20 protein-coding genes are annotated in these 22428 nt (G+C 72.0%); 10 read left to right on the plus strand and 10 right to left on the minus strand.

Features of this window, described 5'->3' with window-relative positions:
* Positions 1 to 694 precede the first annotated feature (694 nt).
* The 8 genes from E6U81_RS08740 to E6U81_RS08775 all read left to right on the plus strand — a co-directional run bounded on the left by E6U81_RS08740 (position 695) and on the right by E6U81_RS08775 (position 8783).
* Entirely contained in the window at positions 695 to 1264 is a 570-nt protein-coding gene (locus E6U81_RS08740; protein WP_168714588.1) for a DUF4145 domain-containing protein, read from the plus strand.
* A 308-nt stretch (positions 1265 to 1572) separates the two neighbouring features.
* The gene (locus E6U81_RS08745; RefSeq protein ID WP_136229515.1) at positions 1573 to 2499 is read left to right on the plus strand and encodes an arylamine N-acetyltransferase; all 927 of its coding nucleotides are present in this window, start codon (positions 1573 to 1575) and stop codon (positions 2497 to 2499) included.
* A 117-nt stretch (positions 2500 to 2616) separates the two neighbouring features.
* Positions 2617 to 4359, plus strand: a complete 1743-nt coding sequence (locus E6U81_RS08750; RefSeq protein ID WP_136229516.1) for an ABC transporter substrate-binding protein — start codon at positions 2617 to 2619, stop codon at positions 4357 to 4359.
* Between the two features lie 22 nt (positions 4360 to 4381).
* On the plus strand, positions 4382 to 5335 hold the full coding sequence (locus tag E6U81_RS08755; RefSeq protein ID WP_136229517.1) for an ABC transporter permease: 954 nt from the start codon (positions 4382 to 4384) through the stop codon (positions 5333 to 5335).
* A complete protein-coding gene (locus E6U81_RS08760; RefSeq protein WP_136229518.1) occupies positions 5332 to 6318 on the plus strand; it encodes an ABC transporter permease in 987 nt (328 codons plus the stop codon). Before E6U81_RS08755 ends, E6U81_RS08760 begins: the two co-directional genes overlap by 4 nt.
* Entirely contained in the window at positions 6318 to 7325 is a 1008-nt protein-coding gene (locus E6U81_RS08765) for an ABC transporter ATP-binding protein (protein WP_136229519.1), read from the plus strand. Before E6U81_RS08760 ends, E6U81_RS08765 begins: the two co-directional genes overlap by 1 nt.
* Complete coding sequence (locus tag E6U81_RS08770) at positions 7322 to 8326, plus strand: oligopeptide/dipeptide ABC transporter ATP-binding protein (RefSeq protein ID WP_136229520.1); 1005 nt, start codon at positions 7322 to 7324, stop codon at positions 8324 to 8326. Before E6U81_RS08765 ends, E6U81_RS08770 begins: the two co-directional genes overlap by 4 nt.
* A 124-nt stretch (positions 8327 to 8450) precedes the next feature.
* Positions 8451 to 8783, plus strand: a complete 333-nt coding sequence (locus E6U81_RS08775) for a hypothetical protein (protein ID WP_136229521.1) — start codon at positions 8451 to 8453, stop codon at positions 8781 to 8783.
* A gap of 72 nt (positions 8784 to 8855) precedes the next feature.
* Here E6U81_RS08775 and E6U81_RS08780 read toward each other — a convergent pair whose 3' ends face one another.
* Entirely contained in the window at positions 8856 to 9860 is a 1005-nt protein-coding gene (locus E6U81_RS08780; protein ID WP_136229522.1) for a hypothetical protein, read from the minus strand.
* A 257-nt stretch (positions 9861 to 10117) separates the two neighbouring features.
* Between E6U81_RS08780 and E6U81_RS08785 the strand changes: the two genes are divergently transcribed.
* Positions 10118 to 12865 (plus strand): M4 family metallopeptidase, encoded by a 2748-nt coding sequence (locus tag E6U81_RS08785; RefSeq protein ID WP_136229523.1) that lies wholly within the window; start codon positions 10118 to 10120, stop codon positions 12863 to 12865.
* A 91-nt stretch (positions 12866 to 12956) separates the two neighbouring features.
* On the opposite strand, the gene E6U81_RS08790 is transcribed toward E6U81_RS08785, so the two are convergent.
* Entirely contained in the window at positions 12957 to 15008 is a 2052-nt protein-coding gene (locus E6U81_RS08790) for a prolyl oligopeptidase family serine peptidase (protein WP_136229524.1), read from the minus strand.
* 83 nt (positions 15009 to 15091) lie between these two features.
* Here E6U81_RS08790 and E6U81_RS08795 point away from each other — a divergent pair, with 83 nt between their 5' ends.
* Positions 15092 to 16654: an MFS transporter gene (locus tag E6U81_RS08795; protein ID WP_240803718.1), complete on the plus strand. Its 1563-nt coding sequence runs from the start codon at positions 15092 to 15094 to the stop codon at positions 16652 to 16654.
* 31 nt (positions 16655 to 16685) lie between these two features.
* On the opposite strand, the gene E6U81_RS08800 is transcribed toward E6U81_RS08795, so the two are convergent.
* From E6U81_RS08800 to E6U81_RS39730, 8 genes are all read right to left on the minus strand, one after another.
* Positions 16686 to 17198 (minus strand): FBP domain-containing protein, encoded by a 513-nt coding sequence (locus tag E6U81_RS08800; protein ID WP_136229525.1) that lies wholly within the window; start codon positions 17196 to 17198, stop codon positions 16686 to 16688.
* Between the two features lie 11 nt (positions 17199 to 17209).
* Entirely contained in the window at positions 17210 to 17923 is a 714-nt protein-coding gene (locus E6U81_RS39725) for a hypothetical protein (RefSeq protein ID WP_168714582.1), read from the minus strand.
* Positions 17924 to 17947: 24 nt separating this feature from the next.
* A complete protein-coding gene (locus tag E6U81_RS08805; RefSeq protein WP_136229526.1) occupies positions 17948 to 19372 on the minus strand; it encodes a cytochrome P450 in 1425 nt (474 codons plus the stop codon).
* Positions 19373 to 19536: 164 nt separating this feature from the next.
* Positions 19537 to 19938: an Imm7 family immunity protein gene (locus E6U81_RS08810; RefSeq protein WP_136229527.1), complete on the minus strand. Its 402-nt coding sequence runs from the start codon at positions 19936 to 19938 to the stop codon at positions 19537 to 19539.
* Between the two features lie 4 nt (positions 19939 to 19942).
* Complete coding sequence (locus E6U81_RS08815) at positions 19943 to 20473, minus strand: GNAT family N-acetyltransferase (protein ID WP_136229528.1); 531 nt, start codon at positions 20471 to 20473, stop codon at positions 19943 to 19945.
* Positions 20474 to 20586: 113 nt separating this feature from the next.
* Complete coding sequence (locus E6U81_RS08820; RefSeq protein ID WP_136229529.1) at positions 20587 to 21456, minus strand: AraC family transcriptional regulator; 870 nt, start codon at positions 21454 to 21456, stop codon at positions 20587 to 20589.
* A gap of 108 nt (positions 21457 to 21564) precedes the next feature.
* On the minus strand, positions 21565 to 22161 hold the full coding sequence (locus E6U81_RS08825; protein ID WP_136229530.1) for a hypothetical protein: 597 nt from the start codon (positions 22159 to 22161) through the stop codon (positions 21565 to 21567).
* A gap of 44 nt (positions 22162 to 22205) precedes the next feature.
* Entirely contained in the window at positions 22206 to 22367 is a 162-nt protein-coding gene (locus tag E6U81_RS39730) for a hypothetical protein (RefSeq protein ID WP_168714589.1), read from the minus strand.
* Positions 22368 to 22428 lie beyond the last annotated feature (61 nt).

Below are 22428 nucleotides of genomic sequence, written 5' to 3' on the forward strand. Positions count from 1 at the left end.
AGCCAGGTTGGCGAGGATGTCGAGGAGGAAGCCGTGCATGAAGTCTCCGGAGGCAGCTTGAAGCTACCCACCGGATGAGCGGGCTTGCGGCGAACGTCACGTACGTGACTGGAAAGTGACCCCGTCCTCGCCCAGGGACTGCCCTAGCCATACGGCAGCAGACTCATGGTAGCAACGAGACGTCCAACTCGGTGAAGCCCGCAGCTCGCATCTCGTCTACGAGCTGCCACCACCTTGTCGCTTCAACCTGGGGCGTGCGCGGGCATGCTGGGCACCTGAAGACGTATGAACTGCGACCCATCATGGACCCAGGCCCGGCGTCCCGCATAGGTGACGCGAAGTATCTGAAGGCATGGGTCATCCCATGTCTGCCATCAGCTTCGCGTCGGGCCATCGTCAGACGGACTCGTGCGTGCTGGCCCCTATCGGTGCATACGATCCCTACTCGGTACTCCTTGGCCATACCGACAGTCTCCTGTAACTCTCAAACCGTATGCCCACGTAACCTTCGGCAGCGATGCTTGAGAGTTCCATCGCTGCAGTCGGAGTTGATATGCCCAATCAGGAGCAGGTCCTCTCGTACGCTCGCTCACTCGCCCAGACGTTGCAAGAAGGTCTGGTGTGGAAGCCCGGTCGGAACGGGGACGGTCGGGGCTGGTGGCAGATATCGGACCATCAGGAGCTTCCTGCCCGGATGGCGAACGCGTTCGCGGGCATGGAGTTTCTGCGCCAGTACGCCGGTGAGGACAGCTTCTGGACCTCCCGTGCTGCTGAGGTGTACCAAAGCAAGGGAGATAACCAGTCCACTGAGTCGGGAGCTCGCGCCGTCGGTGATGTCCTGCTCACCTGGGTTCGCCAGGTGGAAGCGGGCGTCAGCGAAATCGTGGGTGCTCGCGCTTGGTCGGAGGTCGGCCTGATCAGCACGGACATGATGGGCCAGGTGCGGCGGCTACTGAGTGACAAGCAGACCCATCCTGCTGCGGCCATCGTGCTGTGCGGTGCAGCATTGGAAAGCGCACTGCGGGCGCTGATTGAGGCCCGCGGGCTTGAACTGCCCGAGCGCCCCTCGCTCAGCACGTACTCGCAGCTTCTCCGTCGGGAGGAGCTGATCACCAAGCAGGAAGCGAAGGATCTTGAGCAAGTTGGGGGACTCCGGAATGCGGCGGCTCATGGGCAGTTTGAGGAGCTGAGCCGAGAACGCGCCGGCCTCATGGAGCAGCAGACCAACCTCTTGCTCAGCAGGATCTCTGAGCTTCACCTGTAGGGCTGCTGGGGACGGTGCGATCGCGCCCGTGCTGGTCGCAGTGGACCCGGCGTGGACCGCGTGGCCCCACGAGGGCTGGTGGTGGGGTCGAGTGTGCAGGTCAGACGCGTGCGAGGAGCTTCCCCCAGCACTCTCTTGATAACCGTCTCCCGCGCGCCGTTTCCTTCGCGCGCGCCGTTTCCTGTGCGTGTGCCGGGCCAGCGCGGCCCGGCACCGCGAGCTCGCCACGGACGTGCCGCCCGAGGCCGTACCCGGGGGCCCGCATGCCGGCTTGACCTCAAGGCGGGTCGAGGTAGCAGGCTGGGACCATGAACCTTCCGCCCGCGCCCGGCCCCAGCCCCACCGACCACCGGCCCGACCGGTGGTCCGGCGGGCTGCTCGACCTCGGCGCCTATCTGGCCCGGATCGGGTACGACGGCCCGCGTGAGCCGACCCTTGCCGTCCTGCGCGGCCTCCAGCGCGCCCACACCACCGGCATCCCCTTCGAGAACATCCACGCCGTCCTCGGCCGGGACCTGCCGCTCGACCTGCCCTCCGTCGAGGCCCGCCTCGTCCGCGACCGCCGCGGCGGCTACTGCTTCGAGCACGTCCTCCTCTTCGCCGCCGCGGTCGAGAGGATCGGGTTCCACGTCACCGGGATGATCGGGCGGGTCAGCCTCGGCGCGCCCAAGGTCCTCCCCGCCACCCACGGCCTGCTCGCCGTGACCGCCCGCGACGACGAGCGCGAGTGGCTGTGCGACGTCGGCTTCGGGGCCGGTCCGCTCGGGCCGATCGAACTCGCCCACGGGGCCCACACCGCGTACGACGGCTGGCGCCACCGGCTGGAACGGCGCCCCGGCGCCCACGGCATCGACCAGTGGTGGCTGTACCAGACCTCACCCGGCCCGTCCGGGCCGGACGACGTCCCCGGGCGGGTGCGGACCCCGTGGATCGACCGGCACACCTTCACCCTCACCGCCCAGTACCCGATCGACTACGTCGTAGGCAGCCACTTCGTGGGCACCAACGCGCGCTCCCCGTTCGTCCGCCGGCTCTTCGCGCAGCGCATGACCCCGGCCGCCCACCGCAGTCTGGACGACCTGACGCTCGTCACCACCCTCCCCGACGGGACGAGCACCACCGAGGAGATCGCCCCCGAGGCCCTGGACGCCACCCTGCGCGAGGTGTTCGGGATCGCCCTCACGCAGGAGGAACTCCACGAGATCGCCGAGCGGCGATCTCCCGGGACGGCGTAGGGGCGTTGGACACGGCTGGATAACGGGGGACCCAACCCCTTGTCAGTGCAATTTCACATTACTATGTTACCGGTCACATCGTAGAGCCGCTGAGCGTGCCCTTCCCTGGAGTGACCCATGACCAAGCGCACCCAACTCGCCCTCGCCACCGCCCTGGTGGCCGCACTCGCACTCGGCGCCTCGGGCTGCTCCGGGACCAAGAAGGGCTCGAACGGCGCCGGCGCCGAGAACCCGGCCGCCGCCAACGACGGCAAGGTCCTCGGCGGCACCCCGGTCAAGGGCGGCACCCTCACCGTCCTGTCCAACCAGGACTTCGCGCACCTCGACCCCGCCCGCAACTGGGTCATGCCGACCATGGACTTCGGCACCCGCCTGCTCTACCGCACGCTCGTCACCTTCAAGGCCGAGCCCGGCAAGGCCGGAAGCGAGCTGGTACCCGACCTCGCCACCGACCTCGGCACCCCCTCCAACGGCGGCCGCACCTGGACCTTCACCCTCAAGGAGGGCGTGAAGTACGAGGACGGCACCCCGGTGAAGGCCCAGGACATCAAGTACAACGTCGAGCGCTCCTTCGCCCCCGACCTCACAGGCGGCCCCGACTACGCCGCCCAGTACCTGGCCGGCACCGAGGGCTACAAGGGGCCCCTCCAGGGGCAGCACCTCGACTCCGTCAAGACCCCGGACGACCGCACGATCGTCTTCGAACTGAAGCGACCCGTCGCCGAGTTCTCCGCCACCGCCACGCTGCCGACCTTCGCCCCCGTGCCCCAGTCCCAGGAGAAGGGCACCCAGTACGACGCCCGCCCGTTCTCCTCCGGCCCGTACAAGATCGAGTCCTACGACCGCGACAAGAAGCTCGTCCTCGTCCGCAACGAGCACTGGGACCCGGGCACCGACACCGTCCGCAAGGCCTACCCGGACAAGTTCGTGGTCGTCATGGGCCTCAAGGGCGGCCAGATCGACGACCGGATCATCGCCGGCGACGGCGCCGACGCCTCCACCGTGCAGTACGCCGACATGCGCCCCGAGAGCGCCCCCAAGGTGCTGCCCAAGCCCGAGGTCAAGTCCCGGCTGCTCGCCGAGTCCCAGGGCTGCACCGAGATGCTCCACCTGAACAACTCACGCGCCCCCTTCGACGACCCCAAGGTCCGCGAGGCCATGCAGTACGCCGTCGACAAGGAGGCCGTCGTCACCGCGGGCGGCGGACCGGCCCTCAACGAGATCGCCACCGCCTACCTGCCCCCGGCCCTCTCCGGCGGCAAGCAGGCCGACACCCTGAAGATCCCCCCGGCCGGCGACCCGGCCAAGGCCAAGGAACTCCTCAAGGCCGCCGGCAAGGAGACCCTGAAGGTCTCCCTCTCCGTCTCCACCGGCGACAAGGGCAAGGCCGAGGCCATCCAGCAGGGCCTGTCCCGCGCGGGCATCGAGGTCGTCATCGACACCGTCGACCCGGGCGCCTACTACGACGTGATCGGCGACCTGTCCACCACCCCCGACATGACCCTCAGCGGCTGGTGCCCCGACTACCCCTCCGGCTCCACCTGGATCCCCTTCGTCTTCGACGGACGCACCATCAAGCCGAAGGGCAACCAGGGCAACTACAGCCAGTTCCGCGACGAGGACGTCATCAAGCGCATCGACGAGATCAACGCCATGGCCGACGCCAAGCAGGCCAACCAGGCCTGGATCGACCTCGACGCGACCCTGATGGCCAAGTCCCCCAACGTCCCGCTCCTGCTGGAGCGCAAGCCGCTCCTCGTCGGCACGAACATCGCGGGAGCCTTCGGCCACCCCGTGTGGACCGGCACCATCGACTACGCCACCGTCGGCCTGAAGGACCCCTCGAAGAGCCAGGGCTGAGGGAACTCGGAGCCCCGACCCCATGACCACCACAGCACCGGCCCCCGACGCCGCCGCGGCCACACCCGCGGCGGCGCCCGGCAGCAGTCCCTGGCAGCTCGCCCGGCGGGAACTGGGCCGCCGCCCGGCCGTCCGCGTCAGCCTCTGCATCGTCGTCCTCTTCGCCCTGATGGCCGTCACCGCCCCCTGGCTGGGCGCGCTCGGCGGCTGGTCCCCGCACGAGTTCGACAAGAGCGCCGTCGACCCGTACCTCGGCGGCCAGCCCATCGGCGCCCTCGGCGGGATCAGCCCCGAGCACTGGCTCGGCGTGGAACCCGTCACCGGCCGCGACCTGTTCGCCCGCGTCGTCCACGGCGCGCAGGTCTCCCTCCTGATCGCCTTCGCCGCCACCGCCATCGTGGTCCTCGCCGGCACCGCCGCCGGAATCGCCGCCGGCTACTTCGGCGGCCGCACCGACGCGGCCCTGTCCCGGCTCATGGACCTGACCATGTCCTTCCCCTCCCTGATCTTCATGATCGCCATGCTGTCCGTGGCCAAGGACGTCAACCGGCTCGTCCTCATGACCGCCGTCATCGGCGTCTTCGGCTGGCCCGGCATCGCCCGCGTGGTCCGCGGCCAGACCCTCTCCCTCAAACACCGCGAGTACGTCGACGCCGCCCGCGTCGGCGGCGCCGGCCCCTGGCGGATCCTCACCCGCGAGATCCTGCCGGGCGTCGCGGGCCCGGTCATCGCCTACACCACCCTGCTCATCCCCGGAATGATCAGCACCGAGGCCGCCCTCAGCTACCTCGGCGTCGGCGTCCGCCCGCCCACCCCCTCCTGGGGCCAGATGATCGCCGAGTCCGTCGCCTACTACGAGACCGACCCCATGTACTTCGTCATCCCCAGCGTCTTCCTCTTCCTCGCCGTGCTCGCCTTCACCCTGCTCGGCGACGCGCTGCGCGACATCCTCGACCCGAGGGGCGGCCGCACGTGATCCTCTACCTCGCCCGCCGGCTGCTCGCCCTCGCCGGCGTGCTCCTCGCCATCGCGGCCGTCACCTTCGTCATCTTCTACGTCCTGCCCGCCGACCCGGCCGCGGCCGCCTGCGGCAAGACCTGCAGCGCCGAACGACTGGCCGACGTACGCCTCCACCTGGGCCTCGACCAGCCCCTGTGGAAGCAGTTCGCCGACTTCCTGACCGGCATCTTCACCGGCCGCACCCTCGGCACCGGCCAGTACGCCGTCGCCTGCGACTTCCCCTGCCTGGGCTACTCCTACGAGAGCTCCCTGCCCGTGTGGGACCTGCTCATGGACCGCCTCCCGGTCTCCGCCTCCCTCGCCCTCGGAGCCGCCGTGCTGTGGCTGCTCCTCGGCCTCGGCGCCGGGGTCACCGCCGCCCTGCGCAAGGACACCGCCACCGACAAAGCCCTGATGGTCGGCGCCGTCGCCGCCGCCTCCCTGCCCGTGTACTTCACCTCGGTGATGCTCATCTACGGCGTCATCCGCATCGCCGGACTGCTGCCCTACCCCACCTACCAGGCCTTCACCGACAACCCGCTCGGCTGGGCCTCGAACCTGCTCCTGCCCTGGACCGCGCTCGCACTGCTCTACGCCGCCATGTACGCGCGCCAGAGCCGGGGTTCGATGATCGAGGCGATGGCCGAGCCCTACATCCGCACCGCCCGCGCCAAGGGCATGCCCGAGCGGACGGTCGTCGTCAAACACGGCCTGCGCTCCGGGATGACACCGATCCTGACCATCTTCGGCATCGACCTCGGCGGGCTGCTCGCCGGCGCCGTCATCACCGAGTCGATCTTCGGACTCCCGGGCATCGGACGCCTCTTCTACGGCGCCCTCGTCAACTCCGACCAGCCCGTGGTCCTCGGCGTCACCCTCCTCGCGGCCTTCTTCATCGTCGTCGCCAACCTCGTCGTCGACCTCCTGTACGCCGTCATCGACCCGAGAGTGAGGTACTGATGACGACCACCACTGCCCCGCTCCTCGAAGTACGCGACCTGCGCGTCACCTTCACCACCCCTCGGGGCGCCGTCCGGGCCGTCGACTCCGTCGGCTTCACCGTCGAAGCCGGCCGCACCCTCGGCATCGTCGGCGAATCCGGCTCCGGCAAGTCCGTCACCTCGCTCGCCGTCATGGGCCTGCACCGCGGCGCCGTCGAGGTCGGCGGCACCGTCGCCCTCGCCGGACGACCGCTCATCGGCCTGAGCGAACGCGAGCTCGGGAAGGTCCGCGGCCGCCGGATGGCCATGATCTTCCAGGACCCGCTCTCCAGCCTGCACCCCTACTACACCGTCGGCGAGCAGATCGCCGAGCACTTCAGGGTGCACTTCAAGGCCGGGCGGGCCGCCGCGCGCAAACGCGCCGTCGACATGCTCGGCGAGGTCGGCATCCCGGAACCGGCGCGCCGGGCGGGGGAGTACCCGCACCAGTTCTCCGGCGGCATGCGCCAGCGCGCGATGATCGCCATGGCCCTGGCCTGCGAGCCCGACCTGCTGATCGCCGACGAACCGACCACCGCCCTGGACGTCACCGTGCAGGCCCAGATCCTCGAACTGATCGCGAAACTCCAGCAGGAACGCGGACTCGGCGTCGTGATGATCACCCACGACCTGGGCGTCGTCGCCCGCGTCGCCCACGAGGTCCTGGTCATGTACGGGGGCCGCGCCGCCGAACAGGCCCCCGTCGACGCGCTCTTCGCCGACCCTGCCCACCCCTACACCCGGGGGCTGCTCGACTCGCTGCCCCGCCTCGACACCGCCGACGACGAACCCCTGCCCTTCATCCCCGGCTCCCCGCCGTCGCTCCTCGCACCGGCCCCCGGCTGCGCCTTCTCACCGCGCTGCCCCCGGGCGGCCGAACGCTGCACGGGCGAGCGGCCGGAGCCGGCCGCCTACGGGGACGGACCCGGACGGACCGTGGCCTGCCACTACGCCGGGGCCCGCGCCGTAGAGGAGGCGGCCCGATGACCGGGACCACGACCGACCCGACGAAGCGGACCACCGCACCGCTGCTGTCCGTACAGGACCTCACCATGACCTTCCCCGGCCGGCGATCCGCGACCGGGCGCCGGGGGGCGCCCGTGCGCGCCGTCGACGGGGTCTCCTTCGACCTGGCGGCCGGCCGGACCCTCGGCCTGGTCGGGGAGTCGGGCTGCGGGAAGTCCACCACCGGGCGGATGCTCGTACGGCTGCTGCAGCCCACCTCCGGCCGGATCTCCTTCGAGGGCGAGGACATCAGCCGCATGTCGCAGGGGGCCCTGCGCCCGCTGCGGGGGAACATCCAGATGGTCTTCCAGGACCCGCACTCCTCGCTCAACCCCCGCCAGACCGTGGCCCGGATCATCTCCGAACCGCTGCTGGTCCAGGGCATGGGCGCGGGGGACGCCCGGCGCCGCGCCGCCGAGCTGATGGAGCTCGTCGGGCTGATCCCCGAACACATCGACCGCTACCCGCACGAGTTCTCCGGCGGCCAGGCCCAGCGCATCGGCATCGCCCGCTCGCTGGCCACCAGCCCGCGGCTGATCGTCGCCGACGAGCCGGTGTCCGCGCTCGACGTCTCCGTCCAGGCCCAGATCGTCAACCTGATGGAGCGGCTGCGCGCGGAACTGGGCCTCGCCTACGTGTTCATCGCGCACGACCTGTCGGTGGTCAAGCGGGTCAGCGACCGGGTCGCCGTCATGTACCTCGGCCGGATCGTCGAGATCGGGGACAAGGAGTCCCTGTACGAGAACCCCCAGCACCCCTACACCCGGGCGCTGTTGTCCGCCGTACCGCTGCCGGATCCGGCGGCGGAGCGGCGGCGGGAGCGGATCGTGCTGCTCGGCGACCCGCCGAGCCCGGCCGCTCCACCTCCGGGCTGCAGCTTCCACCCCCGCTGCTTCAAGGCCCAGGAGATCTGCCGAACGGAGCGTCCGCTGCTGCGTCTTGCCGCCTCGCGAGAGGTGGCGTGCCACTTCCCGGGTGACTGACGGGGATCACGGGAAGAGGGGGACCCGGGGACGACACGATCGCCCCCGGGTCCCCCGACCGCCGCCGAGGGCGCGACACTGTGGCGAAGGACCACGGGTGGAGCCGGAACGGGGCGGGCGTCGCATGACCGAGCAGGAGATACCAGGGACACCGGCGCCCACCCGGCGCCGTCCGGTGGCGACGGCCGTGTGGGCGGCCGTGCCGCTGGGGCTGCACGCGTTGGCGGGGTTCTTCGTGCTGAGCGCGCTGCTCACCCACTCCGAAGGGCCCTGGGACCGCACGGTGACGGGCACCGTGCGGCTGATGGCGGGGCTCGGGCTGGCGGTCGAGCTGCTGGCCCTCGCGGCGACGGCGGCTGGTGTGAACACGGGCCGGCTGCGGCGCTGGTGGTACGCGCCGGTCGCCGCTCTGGCCCTGACCGCCCTGGCGCGCATGGTGTTCGCACCGCGGCCCTGACCGCCCCGCCGGTGGGGCGGCCAGGGCCGCGCGGGGTCCGGCGCCGGTCGCGGGACGCCTCCTGGCCGCCCGTCAGTTCGCCCCGGCCGGCCGGGGCGCGCCCTGGGGGTCGGCGGGGTGGGGTTGCAGCCAGCCGCGGATGGCGGCCTGGACTCCGGCCTGGAAGCGGGTGTCGGCGTCGAGTTCCTCCAGCATGCGGGTAATCCGGCGGCGGGCGGTGTGCACGTGTACGCCGAGTCGGCGGGCGATGGTCTCGTCCTTCAGGCCGGAAGCGAGCAGCCCGAGGAGTTCCCCCTGCTCCGCGCTGAGGGGGCTGCCGGGGCTGCCGACGGGGGTGGCGCGTGCCCACAGTGACTCGAACAGCGGTAGTGCGGCGCGGTGCAGCAGGGAGTCACCGAAGACCAGGGCCGCTCCGTCGGCTCCTGCGTCGTGCGAGGGCGGTGTGGGCAGCAGGCAGGTGCGCCGGTCCACGACGACGAGCCCGGTGGGCAGATGCTGTCCGATCCGAGCCTGGAGGCCGAGGCGGGTCAGGGCGGTCAGTTCCCGGGCCCATGCGGGGAAGTCGGTGCCGCGCCGGTCGGTGACGGTCCGTACGGCGACGCCGCGGGCCAGCAGACGGCGTATGCAGTCGGCGCCCGCTTCCCCCGCGTCGCCGGCCTTGCCCGCTCCCGCGGACCGGGACGCCGCCAGCGCGCTGCGGTTGAGGACGAGTACTTCCGTCTCGGCGGAGTCGAGCATGGTGTCGAGGCGGGCCGTGACGGCTTCGGTGCCGGTGAGGACCTCTACGCCGGCCGGGGGTCCGGGGGGTAAGGAGGGCGTCGGCGGCAGCTCGTGGGCCAGCCGGTCGGCGTAGGTGCGCAGGGACCTCAGCTCCACCGATTCGCGGTGCAGGAGGGCCTGTCGGCGCTGGATGAGGATGCGCAGTACGGCGGCCGGATCGGCGGCCGGATCGACGGGCTGGCCGGGGGCCGAGCCGACGACTGGCGCGGTGGCCGGGCCGGCGGCCGTGCGGGTCGTCACCCCGCTGTCTTCCTGTGAGCGGGCCGGAGTCCGGTCGTGCGGGTCGGTTTCGATCATGCCGGGGATTTTGACCGCCTTCACAGGGCCCCCACAACTGTGCATGGCCACTTCTGAGGGGCTCTCGGCTCTGGCCGCGGGCCGCCTGCGGCGCTTGCATGGCGGCGACTCACAGCAACGCACCAGGCACTCATGGTTGAGGAGAACCCTTGCCCAAGTACAGCGCAGGTTCGTCGGCTCCGACCCCGACCGCACGACGGATATGGCGGAAAGAGCTCCGATCCGCCGGAGGAATCGCGGTTCTGCTGGCCGCCGCAATGACCTTGCAGGCGTCGCCGGCGTGGGCCGCGGACCCCGGCCCCTCGAACATCCTGCCCGGCCAGGACACCGCGACCCCGGTGCTCGTCGAGGGCATACGGGAGTCCGTGGACGCCAAGGCCGCCCCGGCCGACGCGGCCCGCAAGCACCTCGCGGCCAACAAGAGCCGCTACAAGATCCCGCGGGCGGGCAGCGATCTCGCCACCCTGTCGGCGACTGCCACCGGGTCCAAGGACGAGACGGTCCGGCTGCAGCAGAAGCACCGCGGAGTCGACGTCCTGGGCGGCCAGTACGTCGTGCGCATGCAGAAGCAGGACGGCAAGCGCGTGGTCACCGGCACCTCGGGGCACTACTTCACGGCCCTGAAGACCGACGTCACCCCCCAGGTCGCCGAGGACGTCGCGGTCCGCCGCGCGGTCGCCGCCACGGCCCGCCGGCTGGGGGTCACCCTCGACAAGAGCCAGGCGCCCCGGTCGGAGTCGGGCGATCCGGCGGCCACCGGCATGACCGGTGAGGCCAAGGGGCTCGTCGTCCTGCCCAAGGGCGGCGGGGTGCTCGCCTACCGCGTCACCGTGCGCGGCACCGCCCCCGGCACCGGCGCACCGGTTCTGGACGAGGTGTACGTGGACGCCCGCTCGGGTTACCCGGCGCTGCAGTACAGCGCGCTGAAGACGCTGGCGGCCCCGAAGGCCGCCACGGGGACGGCCGGTCGGCCCGCGGAGGGTGCGACGGCGGACGGCCCGCCCGCCGCTCCCCCGAACCTGGTCCCCGAGACCGGTTCCGGCGCCCGGCTCGGCGGCGCCGCGGCCTCGCTGGACATCGCCTACGACCCTGCGGCGGGGAACTACCTCCTCGCGGACGCGGGCCGGATGCGCGCCTCATCGAAGAGCCTGCTGTCCACGTGGGACGCCCGGGGCAAGTCGGTGTCGGAGACGGCGGGCAAGTGGCCTTCGGGCATCACCATGTTCTCCTCCCCGAACACCACCTTCGGCGCGGCGGCGACGGACTCGGGGGCCGTGGACGCCCACTGGAACGCGGGCCAGGTCTACGACTTCTACAAGAAGAACTTCGGGCGCGACAGCCTCGACGGGGCCGGAGGGTCGGTCAACTCCCTGGTCGGCGTGACCTATTACGGCCTGCCCTACGCCAACGCGTTCTGGGACGGCACCAAGATGGTGTACGGCAACGGCGACGACGAGTTCAAGCCGATGTCCGCCGACACCGACGTCGTGGGCCACGAGATGACCCACGGGGTCATCGAGCACACGGCGAACCTGGTCTACGCGGGCCAGTCCGGCGCCCTGAACGAGGCCCTGGCCGACTACTTCGGCAACGCCATCGACGTCACCGCGAGCGGCACCCCGATGGGCGATCCGGCCGCGGGCCTGATCGGCGAGGACCTGTGCCGCACGAAGGCCGCCGCCGACTGCGCGCTGCGCGACCTCAACGACGGGGCCACCACGTCGAAGAGCTTCCTGGGCGTGTCGTTCGCCACCGACAACGGCGGCGTCCACCTGAACTCGACGATCTTCTCCGGCGCGCTGTGGGACATGCGCGAGGACCTCGGCGGGGAACTCGCCGACAAGATCGTCTACAAGGCCGTCACCGAGTACATGACGCCGATCGACGGGTTCACCGAGGCCCGGGGCGCGGTGCTCGCCGCGGCCAAGGCGCTGGGCGCGACCTCCGCCCAGCAGAACACCGTCAAGCGGTCCTTCAACGCCCACGGCATCGTCCCGGGCTGGGAGCAGGCCCTCGGCGTCGACAGCGACACCCTTTTCGGGGCGCTGAACACCACGGACTCCGGGGTGGGCGCGGGCGGCGGCTGGTGGACCGCCTCGAAGTCCAACGACGACGGCTCCGAGCCCTACTCGGTCTACGCCGGCCGCCTGGACGGCAAGGGTGCGCCGAAGGTGATCAGCCCCAACGACGGCCGCTACCACACCGCCCCGGCGACGGACGGCAAGACGGTGGTGTGGACGGCGTACGGCCCGGCCTCGGTCGACGTGCTCTCCCGTCCGGTGGCGGGCGGCCCGGTCAAGACGCTCCACAGCTCGACGACGGGCGTCGCGGGCCTGCGGGTGGAGAAGAACACGGTCGTGTTCGAGGAGTACGACATCCTCGGCGGCCGGCATGTCGGCTACATGCGGCCCACGGACAAGGCGCCCGTCTTCACCGACGGGAAGAAGTGGAACACGCTGACCGCTCTGCCCTCCATCAGCGACAACAGGATCGCCTACGCGAAGCTGTACCCGCAGGGCGACGCGTACCGGCTGGGCGTGGAGGTCGTCGACCTGGCCACCGGCAAGGCGGTCCTGACCGAACAGCTGGACGAGCCGGTGAGCATGGGCCAGACCGGCATCAACGGCAAGAACGTGTTCTGGCTGGCGGACAGCGACGAGAGCGACGGCGGTCTGATGTCGGTCGTCAGCGCCGGCCTGGACGGCCGCGGCGCCTTCATCGTCAGCAGCGAGCAGAAGCCGGGCGCGTTCATGGCTTCCGACCTGACGGTCTCACAGGACGCGCTGACCCTGGTCGCCCGGACGCCCGACACGCGGTACCGCAACGAGTCGCTGCCGAAGCTGTGGCAGCTGACCACCGACGGCTCCCGCCGCGAACGGGTGTCCTGCAACCGCGGTGAGCAGAACTACCCGGCGGCCGGTACGGGCCGCCAGGTCGCCTGGCTGGACGCGACGACCGGCTCCACCGACCTGGTGGTCCGGGAACGCCCGGCCGGTACCTGCTGATCCCCACTGCCGAGTGACGGGGCCGACGGCTGCAGCCGTCGGCCCCGTCCGTGTGTCCGGCCGTCACGGCCGAGGTCGTGGCGCAACACCCTCAGGCGAGTTCGCGGCGGAAGAAGTCGAGTTCCAGGGCCATGATCTTCTCGCGGGTACCGCCCGGGGTCATGTGGGTCACGCCCGGGAGGGCCAGCAGCTGGTGGGGACGGCCCGCGTCCGTCAGGGCCTGGGACAGGCGCAGGGTGTGCGAGGGGTGGACGTTGTCGTCGGCGAGGCCGGTGACGAGCAGCAGCGGCCGGGACAGCTTCGGGGCGTCGGGCAGCAGCGAGTCCCGTTCGTAGACGTCCGGGTGCTCCTGCGGCAGGCCCAGGTAGCGCTCGGTGTACGCGGTGTCGTAGTGCCGGAAGTCGGTCGGCGCGGCCCCGGCGGCCGCGGCGTGGAAGACGTCGGGGCGGCGCAGCACGGCCATCGCCGACAGGTAGCCCCCGTAGGACCAGCCGCGGATGCCGACCCGGCCGAGGTCGAGGTCGCCGTGGCGCCGGGCCAGCGCGTGCAGCGCCGCGACCTGGTCGTCCAGGGTGACCTCGGAGAAGCCCCGGTACATGGCGTGGGTGTGGGCGGGCGAGACGTGCGCGGTGCCGCGGTTGTCGACGGTCACCACCGCGAAGCCCTGATCGGCCCACCACTGGCGGTGCTGCCAGCGGCGGGGGTCGGCGGTGATGTCCTGGGCGCCGGGGCCGCCGTAACTGTCCATCAGGACGGGCAGCTTGCGCCCGGGGACGTGCCCGCGGGGCAGCACGAGCGCGGTGGGGACGCCGTGCTCGGTGACCCGCTCCAAGACCGGAGCCACCCGGTACGGCAGCGGCTGCGACAGGTCCGCGGGGGCCAGCTCCCGCCCGTCGGGGGTGTGTACGACGCGCCGCACACCGTCCGCGTCGGCGGAGGTCAGCAGCAGGTACCCGGCCGAGGCGGTCACGCTGTGGACGCCGGGCCCGTCCGCGAGCGGGGTCGCCTCCCCGGTGGCGGTGTCCAGCAGCAGCACCTGCTGCTCGGCCGGGTCGCGCAGTGCGGCCTCGACCAGCAGCCGGTCTCCGTGGACCCCGGCCACCCCGCGGATCTGGACGTCGTCCCCCGTGAGCAGGGCCCCGTCCACGGCGAGGGCGCGGGCGGCCCCGCCGGGGGTGTCGGCCGAGGTCAGCATCCGCCCGTCGGGCAGGCGCGCCGGGGTGCCGGTGACCAGGGGGTCCACCCACTGGGGGTGCGTGGTGCGGGACAGCTCCCGGGTGCGGCCGGTGGCCGGGTCGGCGGAGAGCAGCAGCACGGTGCGCTGGAGCCGGTCCTGGACCGTCAGCAGGATCTCCTCGGCCGAGTCCCAGCCCGCGTCGGAGACGTAGGGGTAGTTCTCGGCGTCCCACTCGATCCGTACCGGGGCTTCGCCGAGCACCCACAGCTGCACCTCGGCGTTGGGGCCGCCCGCCTCCGGGTAGGCGAAGTCCTCGGCCGGCAGCTCGGGGTGGGCGGGGTCGGCGAACCACCGGCGCTGCAGGGCCGATTCGTCGACGCGGGCGGCGAGCAGGGCGATCCCGTCGGGGGACCACCAGTGGCCCCGGGAGCGGCCGAGCTCCTCGGCGGCGGCGAATTCGGCCAGGCCCCAGCGGGCTCCGTCGTCAGGGCTCACCCGGCCGCCCGGGGCGACGTACAGGGCGTCGTCGGCGACGTACGCGGTGCGTGAGCCGTCGCGGTCGGGCCGCGGGTCCAGGGCGGGGCCGGCGGCGGGGATCTCCCTGAGGGTTCCGGGGCCGTCGGCGGTGACCTCGAAGAGCCGTCCGTACAGCGCGAAGGCGGCGCGGCGCCCGTCGCCGGAGAGGGCGTAGGAGCCGATCCCGGCGGCGACGAGCCGGGTCCGCTCGCGCAGCCGTCGCTCGGCGGTGGGGAGGGGGCCGGGCTCGGGGCACAGCTCGCGGGGGTCGGCAAGCCGGATCTCTGCGCCGGTGGTGGTATCGAGCACCCAGAGGCTGTCGAAGGCGTCGGTTCCTCCGGTCGACCGGAGGAACCAGAGCAGCCGGCCGTCGTCCCCGAAGGACAGTGCCCGCGGGGCGCCGTAGGTGAATCGGGCCGTGCTCGCGGAGAGCCTGAGGAAGTCATCCATGATCGTAGTGTGACATGTGAAATGTCACCACCACTAGGCCGTTCGAGTGGTGACCCCAGGGGTGCGGGCTTAGCGTCGGGAGGGTGGACCCGAACGCAACGCCGAGCAGCAAACGGACCGACGGCAAGGACGGCACGGTCCGAGGAAGCGGCAACGGACTCGCCCTGTTCGTCATCGCATCCTGCCAACTCATGGTGGTTCTCGACATCACGATCGTGAACATCGCCCTGCCGCACATCCAGACCGCGCTGAACTTCTCGACCGAGAGCCTCTCCTGGGTCGTCAACGCCTACACCCTCGCCTTCGGCGGCCTGCTGCTCCTCGGCGGCCGCACCGGCGACATCCTCGGCCGCAAACGCGTCTTCATCTTCGGCGTCCTGCTCTTCGGCGTGGCCTCGCTCCTCGGCGGGCTCGCCCAGAACGAGGGCCAGTTGATGGCCGCACGAGCCCTCCAGGGCGTCGGCGGCGCCATCGCCTCGCCGACCTCCCTCGCGCTGATCACCACCACCTTCCGCGAAGGCCCCGCCCGCAACCGGGCGTTCGGCGTGTTCGCCGGGGTCTCGGCGGCCGGCGGCGCGATCGGACTCCTCGCCGGCGGCATCCTCGTCGAGTGGCTCGACTGGCGCTGGGTCCTCTTCGTCAACGTCCCCATCGCGCTGGTCATCGCCGTACTGGCCTCGAAGGTCCTGCGCGAGTCCGAACGCCACCCCGGACACTTCGACTTCGCCGGCGCGCTGCTGTCCACCCTGGGCATGGTCGCGCTCGTCTACGGCTTCATCCGGGCCTCCCAGGAGGGCTGGCGCGACCCGGTCACGCTCGGCTCGTTCGGTGCCGCCGTCGTCCTGCTGACGCTGTTCGTCTTCAACGAGCGGCGCTCGCCGCAGCCGATCACCCCACTGCACATGTTCGCCGACCGCAACCGGGCCGGGACCTACGGGATCATGCTCATGCTCGCCTGCGCGATCTTCGGCATGTTCTTCTTCCTGACGCTCTTCGTGCAGATCGTGCTCGGCTTCAGCCCGATCCAGGCCGGCCTCGCCTTCCTGCCCGTCAGCGCGGTGATCGCGGTGGGCGCGGGCCTCACCGCGAAACTCCTGCCGAAGTTCGGGCCCAAACCGTTCATGGTCTGCGGCGCTTTGTCCTCGGCGATCGGACTGGCCTGGCTGACCCAGATCGACGTCCACTCAACCTACCTCGGCAGCATCCTCGGCCCGATGCTGTTCTTCGCCCTCGGCATGGGCCTGCAGTTCGTCTCACTGACGCTGATGGCCCTGTCCAACGTGGCCGACCGGGAGTCGGGAGCGGCGTCCGGACTACTGAACACGATGCAGCAGGTGGGCGGCTCGCTCGGCCTGTCGATCCTGGTGACCGTCTACGGCACGGCCAGCCGCAACGAGGCCAAGGAACAGGTGCCGGACTTCCTCGCCACGGCGGGCCCCGTGCAGAAGGCCTTCTTCGAACGCACCGGACAGCTCCCGAAGCCGTGGGGCGACCTGGTGCTGACCTCGGGCATCAGCACGGCCTTCGTGGTGGCGGCCCTGTTCACCCTGGTCGGGGCGGCGATCGCGCTGTTCGTCATCCAGGTCCGCCCCTCCGACCTCGAACGCCTCCAGGGCAACCACACACCGGCGGCCGACCGCATCTGAGCCGTCGACCGCGGGGAGTGGTGTGAACGGTTCAGGACACCGTGACGCCGGTGACGCGGGACACGAAGCCGTTCAGGTTGGCCTCCATGCGGGCGACGCGCTCGTCCACGGTCAGCGACTCCTCCTGCCGGCCGGCACGCAGCTTCGGCTGCCGCTTGCCGCGTACGTACAGGGAGCACGCCAGGTCCGCGCAGACGTACGTGCCGACCGTGTTGCCCTCGCGGCCGCGGGCGCCCGCCAGCGGCGCGGCGAGCAGGGTGACGCCGGAGGAGGCGTGGCCCGTCAGGCAGATCTGGCACAGGCTGGACTTCACGGCGCTGGTGCGGCCCACGGACGGTACGCGCAGGGAGATACCCAGCGCGCCCTCGTCCCGGGGCAGCACCAGATGGGCGCGCAGCGGCGCGCCCGGGTCCACCCAGCCGAGGAAATCCAGGTCCTCCCAGGGCAGCTCGGCGAAGTCGAGGGGCAGGCGCATGCGCGCCGCCTCGCCCTTGGTGCAGTTCACGAAGGATGCGCGGATCTGTTTCTCATTGAGTGGTTCCACGGGCATCGACCCTATTGCGTGCCCCGGCCGGCCCGCACCCCAATATCCGGGTCGGGCTCGGGCTCGGTCGCGGAGGCCCGTGACGGTGACGGTGACGGTGAGGGTGCCCGTGACGGTGACGGTGACGGTGCCGTGCCCGGCACGGCCGTACTCCGCGCGGGCCCGAGCGCGGCGCGCAGCCGGGCCGCGTCGGCCCGCGTGTTCATCCGCAGGGCCAGCCACGAGCCGTCGGCGAAGACCAGGTCCACCCGGGCCGCCCTGCGGCGCAGCCGGGGTACCCGGCGCAGCCTGCAGGCGGCGGTGTGCGATCCGCGGGCCGGGTCGCCGCGGCCCCACGGGGGCCGGGCGGTGACCGTGCCCGCGGCCCCGGGGCCGTCGCCGCGCCGGGCGGTGAACATGCCCCCGGGCCCGTCGGTCTCGGCCTGCCAGTGCGTCCAGTGGAAGCCGTGCAGGGCCAGGGCGAAGCGGCCGGCCGCGCTCGTCCGGCCGCCGCGCAGGGCCGGGCCGTGGACGAGCCGCCCGGCCAGACGGGCGGCCCGTTCGAAGGGATCGAGCAGCGCGGCCACGGCGTCGGCCAGGTCGTCGGGCAGCGCGGTCAGGAAGCGGAGGACGAAGAAGCCGCCGATCCGGCGCCGCAGCGGCAGCGGGGCGGGCGAGCCGGGCAGGGACGCGCGCCTCGGCCTGCGTACGTACGGGGACAGGCGGCCCGGAATCTCCTCGTCCATCCGGCCATGATGGCCGGGCGGCGGCTACCGGTCCAAGCGACGGACCCGGCAGCGCGCCGGACCCTCCGTCCGCAGGGTGATTCCCGCGCCGACCGGTACCTCCGTGTCCACCGCCTCGAACGAGTACGCCCGCAGGATCATCGCCAGCGCGATCACCGACTCCAGCATCGAGAAGTGCTGCCCGATGCAGGCGCGCGGGCCGCCGCCGAAGGGGAACCACGCGTAGCGCGGCCGCCCGGCCTCCGCCTCCGGGGTGAAGCGATCCGGATCGAAGCGGTCCGGGTCGGGCCAGTGCTCCGGGTGGCGGTGCGTCACCCAGGGAGCCAGGATCACGTCCGCACCCGCGGGGATGGCGTGCTCCCCGATCCGGGTGGCGGCGACTGCCTTGCGGCCGATGACCGGGGCCGCCGGATACAGCCGCATGGCCTCCTTGACCACCTGCGAGAGGTACGGGAGCCGGTCCAGGTCGCAGGCCTGCGGCGTACGGTCGCCCAGGACGCGGGTGATCTCCTCGCGGGCCCGGTCCTGCTGCTCGGGGTGGCGGGACAGCAGGTGCAGGGCGAAGCAGAGGGAGGTGGCGGTCGTCTCGTGCCCGGCGAGCAGGAAGATCAGCACCTGGTCGCGGAGCTCGGCGGCGTCGAACTCCCCGTCGTCCGTGCTCCGGGCGGCGGCCAGCAGCGTCAGCAGGTCCTCGCCGGAGGCGGAGGCGGCGTCTTCGTCCGGGGCGTCCCGGACGTCAGCGCCGGCCCGCCGACGCTGACCGATGATCTGGTCGCATGCCCCGTACAGCTCGTCCATCGCGGCGGCCGCCCGCCGGTTGCCCGGGGTCGGCCAGTGGCGCGGGATGTTGGCGGGGGAGTAGCCGCGGCGCAGCACGTAGTCGGTGATCACCGGGAAGCAGCGGGCCACGACGTCGGCGGTGGACTCGACGTCGGTGCCGAAGAGGATCCGGGCGACCGCACGCAGCGCGAGGTGCGTCATCTCGTCGGAGACGTCGACGACGCCGTCCACGGCCTCCTCCCAGGCGGCGACGACCGACGCGGTCTCGGCGGTGACGGCCCCGGCGTACCCGTCCACCCGGCGCCGCGTGAACAGCGGCTGCACGAGCCGGCGCTGGCGCAGATAGTCCTCGTCCTGGCTGGTCAGCAGCCCGTTGCCGAAGGAGTCCCGGACCTCCTGGTAGAAGGCGTTGTCCTTGCGGAAGTTGGACGCCTGGGAGGCGAGCACCTGCTGCACGCCCTCGGGGGAGAACACGCAGTACAGATCGGCCCGTATGCCGGGCGGCCCGGCCGAGACCCGTACGACGTCACCGCGCCGCTGCTGCGCCCGCAGGTAGGTGCCGAGGGAGTCCGACTTCAGGTCGTGGAGCGATCCGAGCAGCGGCGCCCCGGGGAGCACGGGAACCTCCGTACCCACGTCAACGCCGCCTGCGTTTCTGCCGAATGCCATGCCGATGCCCGTCCCCTCGTCCCTGCCGGAGCCCGATTCTGCCGCCCCCCATCCGCTCCTGGCGAGACCGCGTGCCCATCGGCCCGAATCGGCCCGGCCCGCGGGCCTGGCTCGGCGGCTTCGCCGAGGACCGGCGGACGGGACGCGGACCGCCCCGGCCCCCTCTATCCCGGGTAGGGGTCCTCCAGCACGGGGATGCACGGCGACAGCGCCGGCTCCACGTCCTCGTGCACCCTCCCCCGGACCATCCGCAGGACACGGACCTCGTTCTCGCGACCGGGGTCCTCGTCATCGCGCACGTGCATCACCCCGTACGAACCGGGTGCCAGACGGCCGACCTCGCCGAAGAGCTCCAGGACCTCCGGGTCGCGGTGGTTGCGGAAGCCGCCGAGGTGGAGGAACAGCTCGCCGTTCATCCACCGCAGGTCGAGCAGACCGGGACGGTCCATCTCCCTGATCCGGGCCCCGACGGTCTCGGCGATCCGGCCGAGAAGGACGTCCCCGTCGTCGCTGTCGTCCGCGCCGGCGCTCTCCTGGACGCTGATCCAGCCGTGGTACTCGAACACGCCGTCAGAGCCCCCGCCGGTAGCGGAGCTCGGAGAGGGTGACGTCGTCGTAGACGTCGTCCTGTGTCGCGCCGTCGGCCCGGTACCCGGCCCGTTCGTAGAAACGCCGGGCCCGGAGGTTGTCCTGGAGGACCCACAGGGCCGACGTCTCGAAGCCCCGGTCCGTCATCGCGGTGTGGGCCTCGCCGAGGAGCTCGCGGCCGATGCCCGTGCCGATCAGTTCCGGCGCCACGTACAGCGCGTAGACCTCACCCGCCCGCCCCCGCCCCCGCCCCGTCGCGCCGGACCCCTCGTCCCGGGACGGCCCGAAGCAGACCCACCCCACCGGACCGCGGTCGCCGATCGCCACGAGGTCCCGGGACTCGCGCCCGGGGTGGCGCAACCACTGCCGCCGCCGGTCGGCGTCGTCCTCGACCGTCATCGCGTCCAGGTAGCTCCGGGGGACGATGCCGGCGTACGCCGCCTGCCAGCCACGGACCCGGACCGCCGAGACGGCCTCGATGTCGCCCTCTTCCATCTCACGCACGCGCACCATCGCGTCACGGTAGGCCACGCCCCCGGCGCCGAACCACCGATTACCCCCCCGGCTCGGCGTCGTCGAACCTCTTCGGCCGGACGCCGGACGCCGGACGCCGGCGGGCGCGGGCGCTACGCCGGTTCGACGGGCAGCCACAGCTCGCAGGTGGCGGTGCTGAAGTCGGCCGCGCGCTCCAGGGTGGCGATGATCGAGGGACCCGGTCGCAGCCGCCACGGGTTGGAGGGGAACCAGTCGGTGGCGGTCGCCGCCCAGGTCGTCTGCAGGGCCTGCGGGTGCGGTCCGCTCGTACGGAAGACCGCCCACGTCCCGCCCGGCACCTCGATGGCGTCGAGGCCGTCCGGGGCCGGCGTGTCCCGGCCGAGGGCGACCCCGTGCAGGTAGGTCAGTTCGCTGCCCTCCGTGGCATCGGGATCCACGCCGTCGGAGACCTGGAGCAGGCCCTCCGGTTGGGTGTCGCCCAGGGCCTTCAGCCGCAGGTGCTCCTCCGGCGGCAGCGCCGCGATGTGCTCCTGGATGTGCGGGTTGATGCCCTGGTGGATGAGCGGGACGCGGGTGGCGTGTCCGACGAGCCGGAACGCGGGTCGGCTGACGAGGCGGGTGTCCATGGGGGTGCTCCCTTCGACGGTCAGGCGGAACCTGAGCCGTGGTTGTGTGCGCAAGGGGCCTCCGGTACGCCGCACTTCACCGGGCCCGGCACCGTGGACCGCGCGGAACGCCCGTCCGAACGCTTCGCCCGAGCCGTATCCGTGCCGGACCGCGATGCCCAGCAGATCCACGTCGCCGCGGACGACGTCGGCGGCGGCAACGGTCATGCGCCGCCGCCGCACGTACTCCGACAGCGGCATGCCGGCCAAGGACGAGAACATCCTGCGCAGGTGGTACTCGGTCGTGCCGAGCGCCCCCGCCAGCCCTTGGACGTCGGGTTCCTCGGCGAGGTTCTCCTCGACGAGATCGACCAGCCGGTTCAGTGCAGAGATCACGAGGCCTCCTTTGACTCCCACCCTGACAGCGCACGCCCCGCCGCACCCGACCGCTGCGAACCGATCCGATCAGGACGCCCTCTCCGGAGCACCTGCGTGCCCCGCCCCTTACCGGGCCAGGGCGAACGTGGCGGCCGCGACGGCTCCGCCCATCGCGGCGCCCGCGAGGACCTGGGCGGGGGTGTGGTCGCGGAGCTCCACCCGGGACCAGGCGACGACGGCGACCACCGGGCAGGCGAGGAGCACCCAGGACCCGTAGGTCATGGCGAGCATGGCCACGCTCCCGCAGGACACGCCCGCGTGCACGCTGATCTTCCACGCGGGGGTGACGGCGAGGAGGGCCGCCAGGGTGACCAGCATCGCCGCGATCAGCGCGATCATCGTCCGGGGCGCGCCGAGGGCCCACAGCAGCACGGTGCCGGTGGCGACCGAGGCGCTGGCGAAGGCCATCACGAGAAGGCGCTGCGGCCGCGACCCGACGTGCCGGTCGGCCCAACGGCCCCGGCGGATCCCGTACGTGATGAAGGCCAGCGGGATGCCCGCGGCGAACAGGCAGCCGAGCAGCCCCCATCCGACCCCCGCGAGGCGGCCGGTGTGCCAGCCGATGAGCACGCTGTCGGCGATGATCCAGGTCTTGGGATCGAGCCCGTCGGTGACCAGCCGAGCGACCCGGGACGCACCGGACGGGGCGACCGTGGCCGTCACGCCGTGTCCTCCTGCCGGGTGGCCCCGCTCTTCCGCACGGGGCATCAGGCGCCGTCGAGGATGCCGCTGACCGCTTCCGCGATCCGGTGCCTCCACTTGTGCCTGCGGTTGCAGTACGGGCGCGGAAACCAGCGCCGTTCCTGCGGAAGCTGCCGGTTGCACCATTTGCACAGGACCGTGCGGCCCTTGCTCGCGAAATCCCCCATGGGGTGAGTTTACGAGGGTGACCTGCGCTTTCCCCCGTGCGGGGCCCGGCAGTTCGCCGGG

It is taken from the genome of Streptomyces sp. A0592 (assembly GCF_004795115.1).
Taxonomy (GTDB): domain Bacteria; phylum Actinomycetota; class Actinomycetes; order Streptomycetales; family Streptomycetaceae; genus Streptomyces; species Streptomyces erythrochromogenes.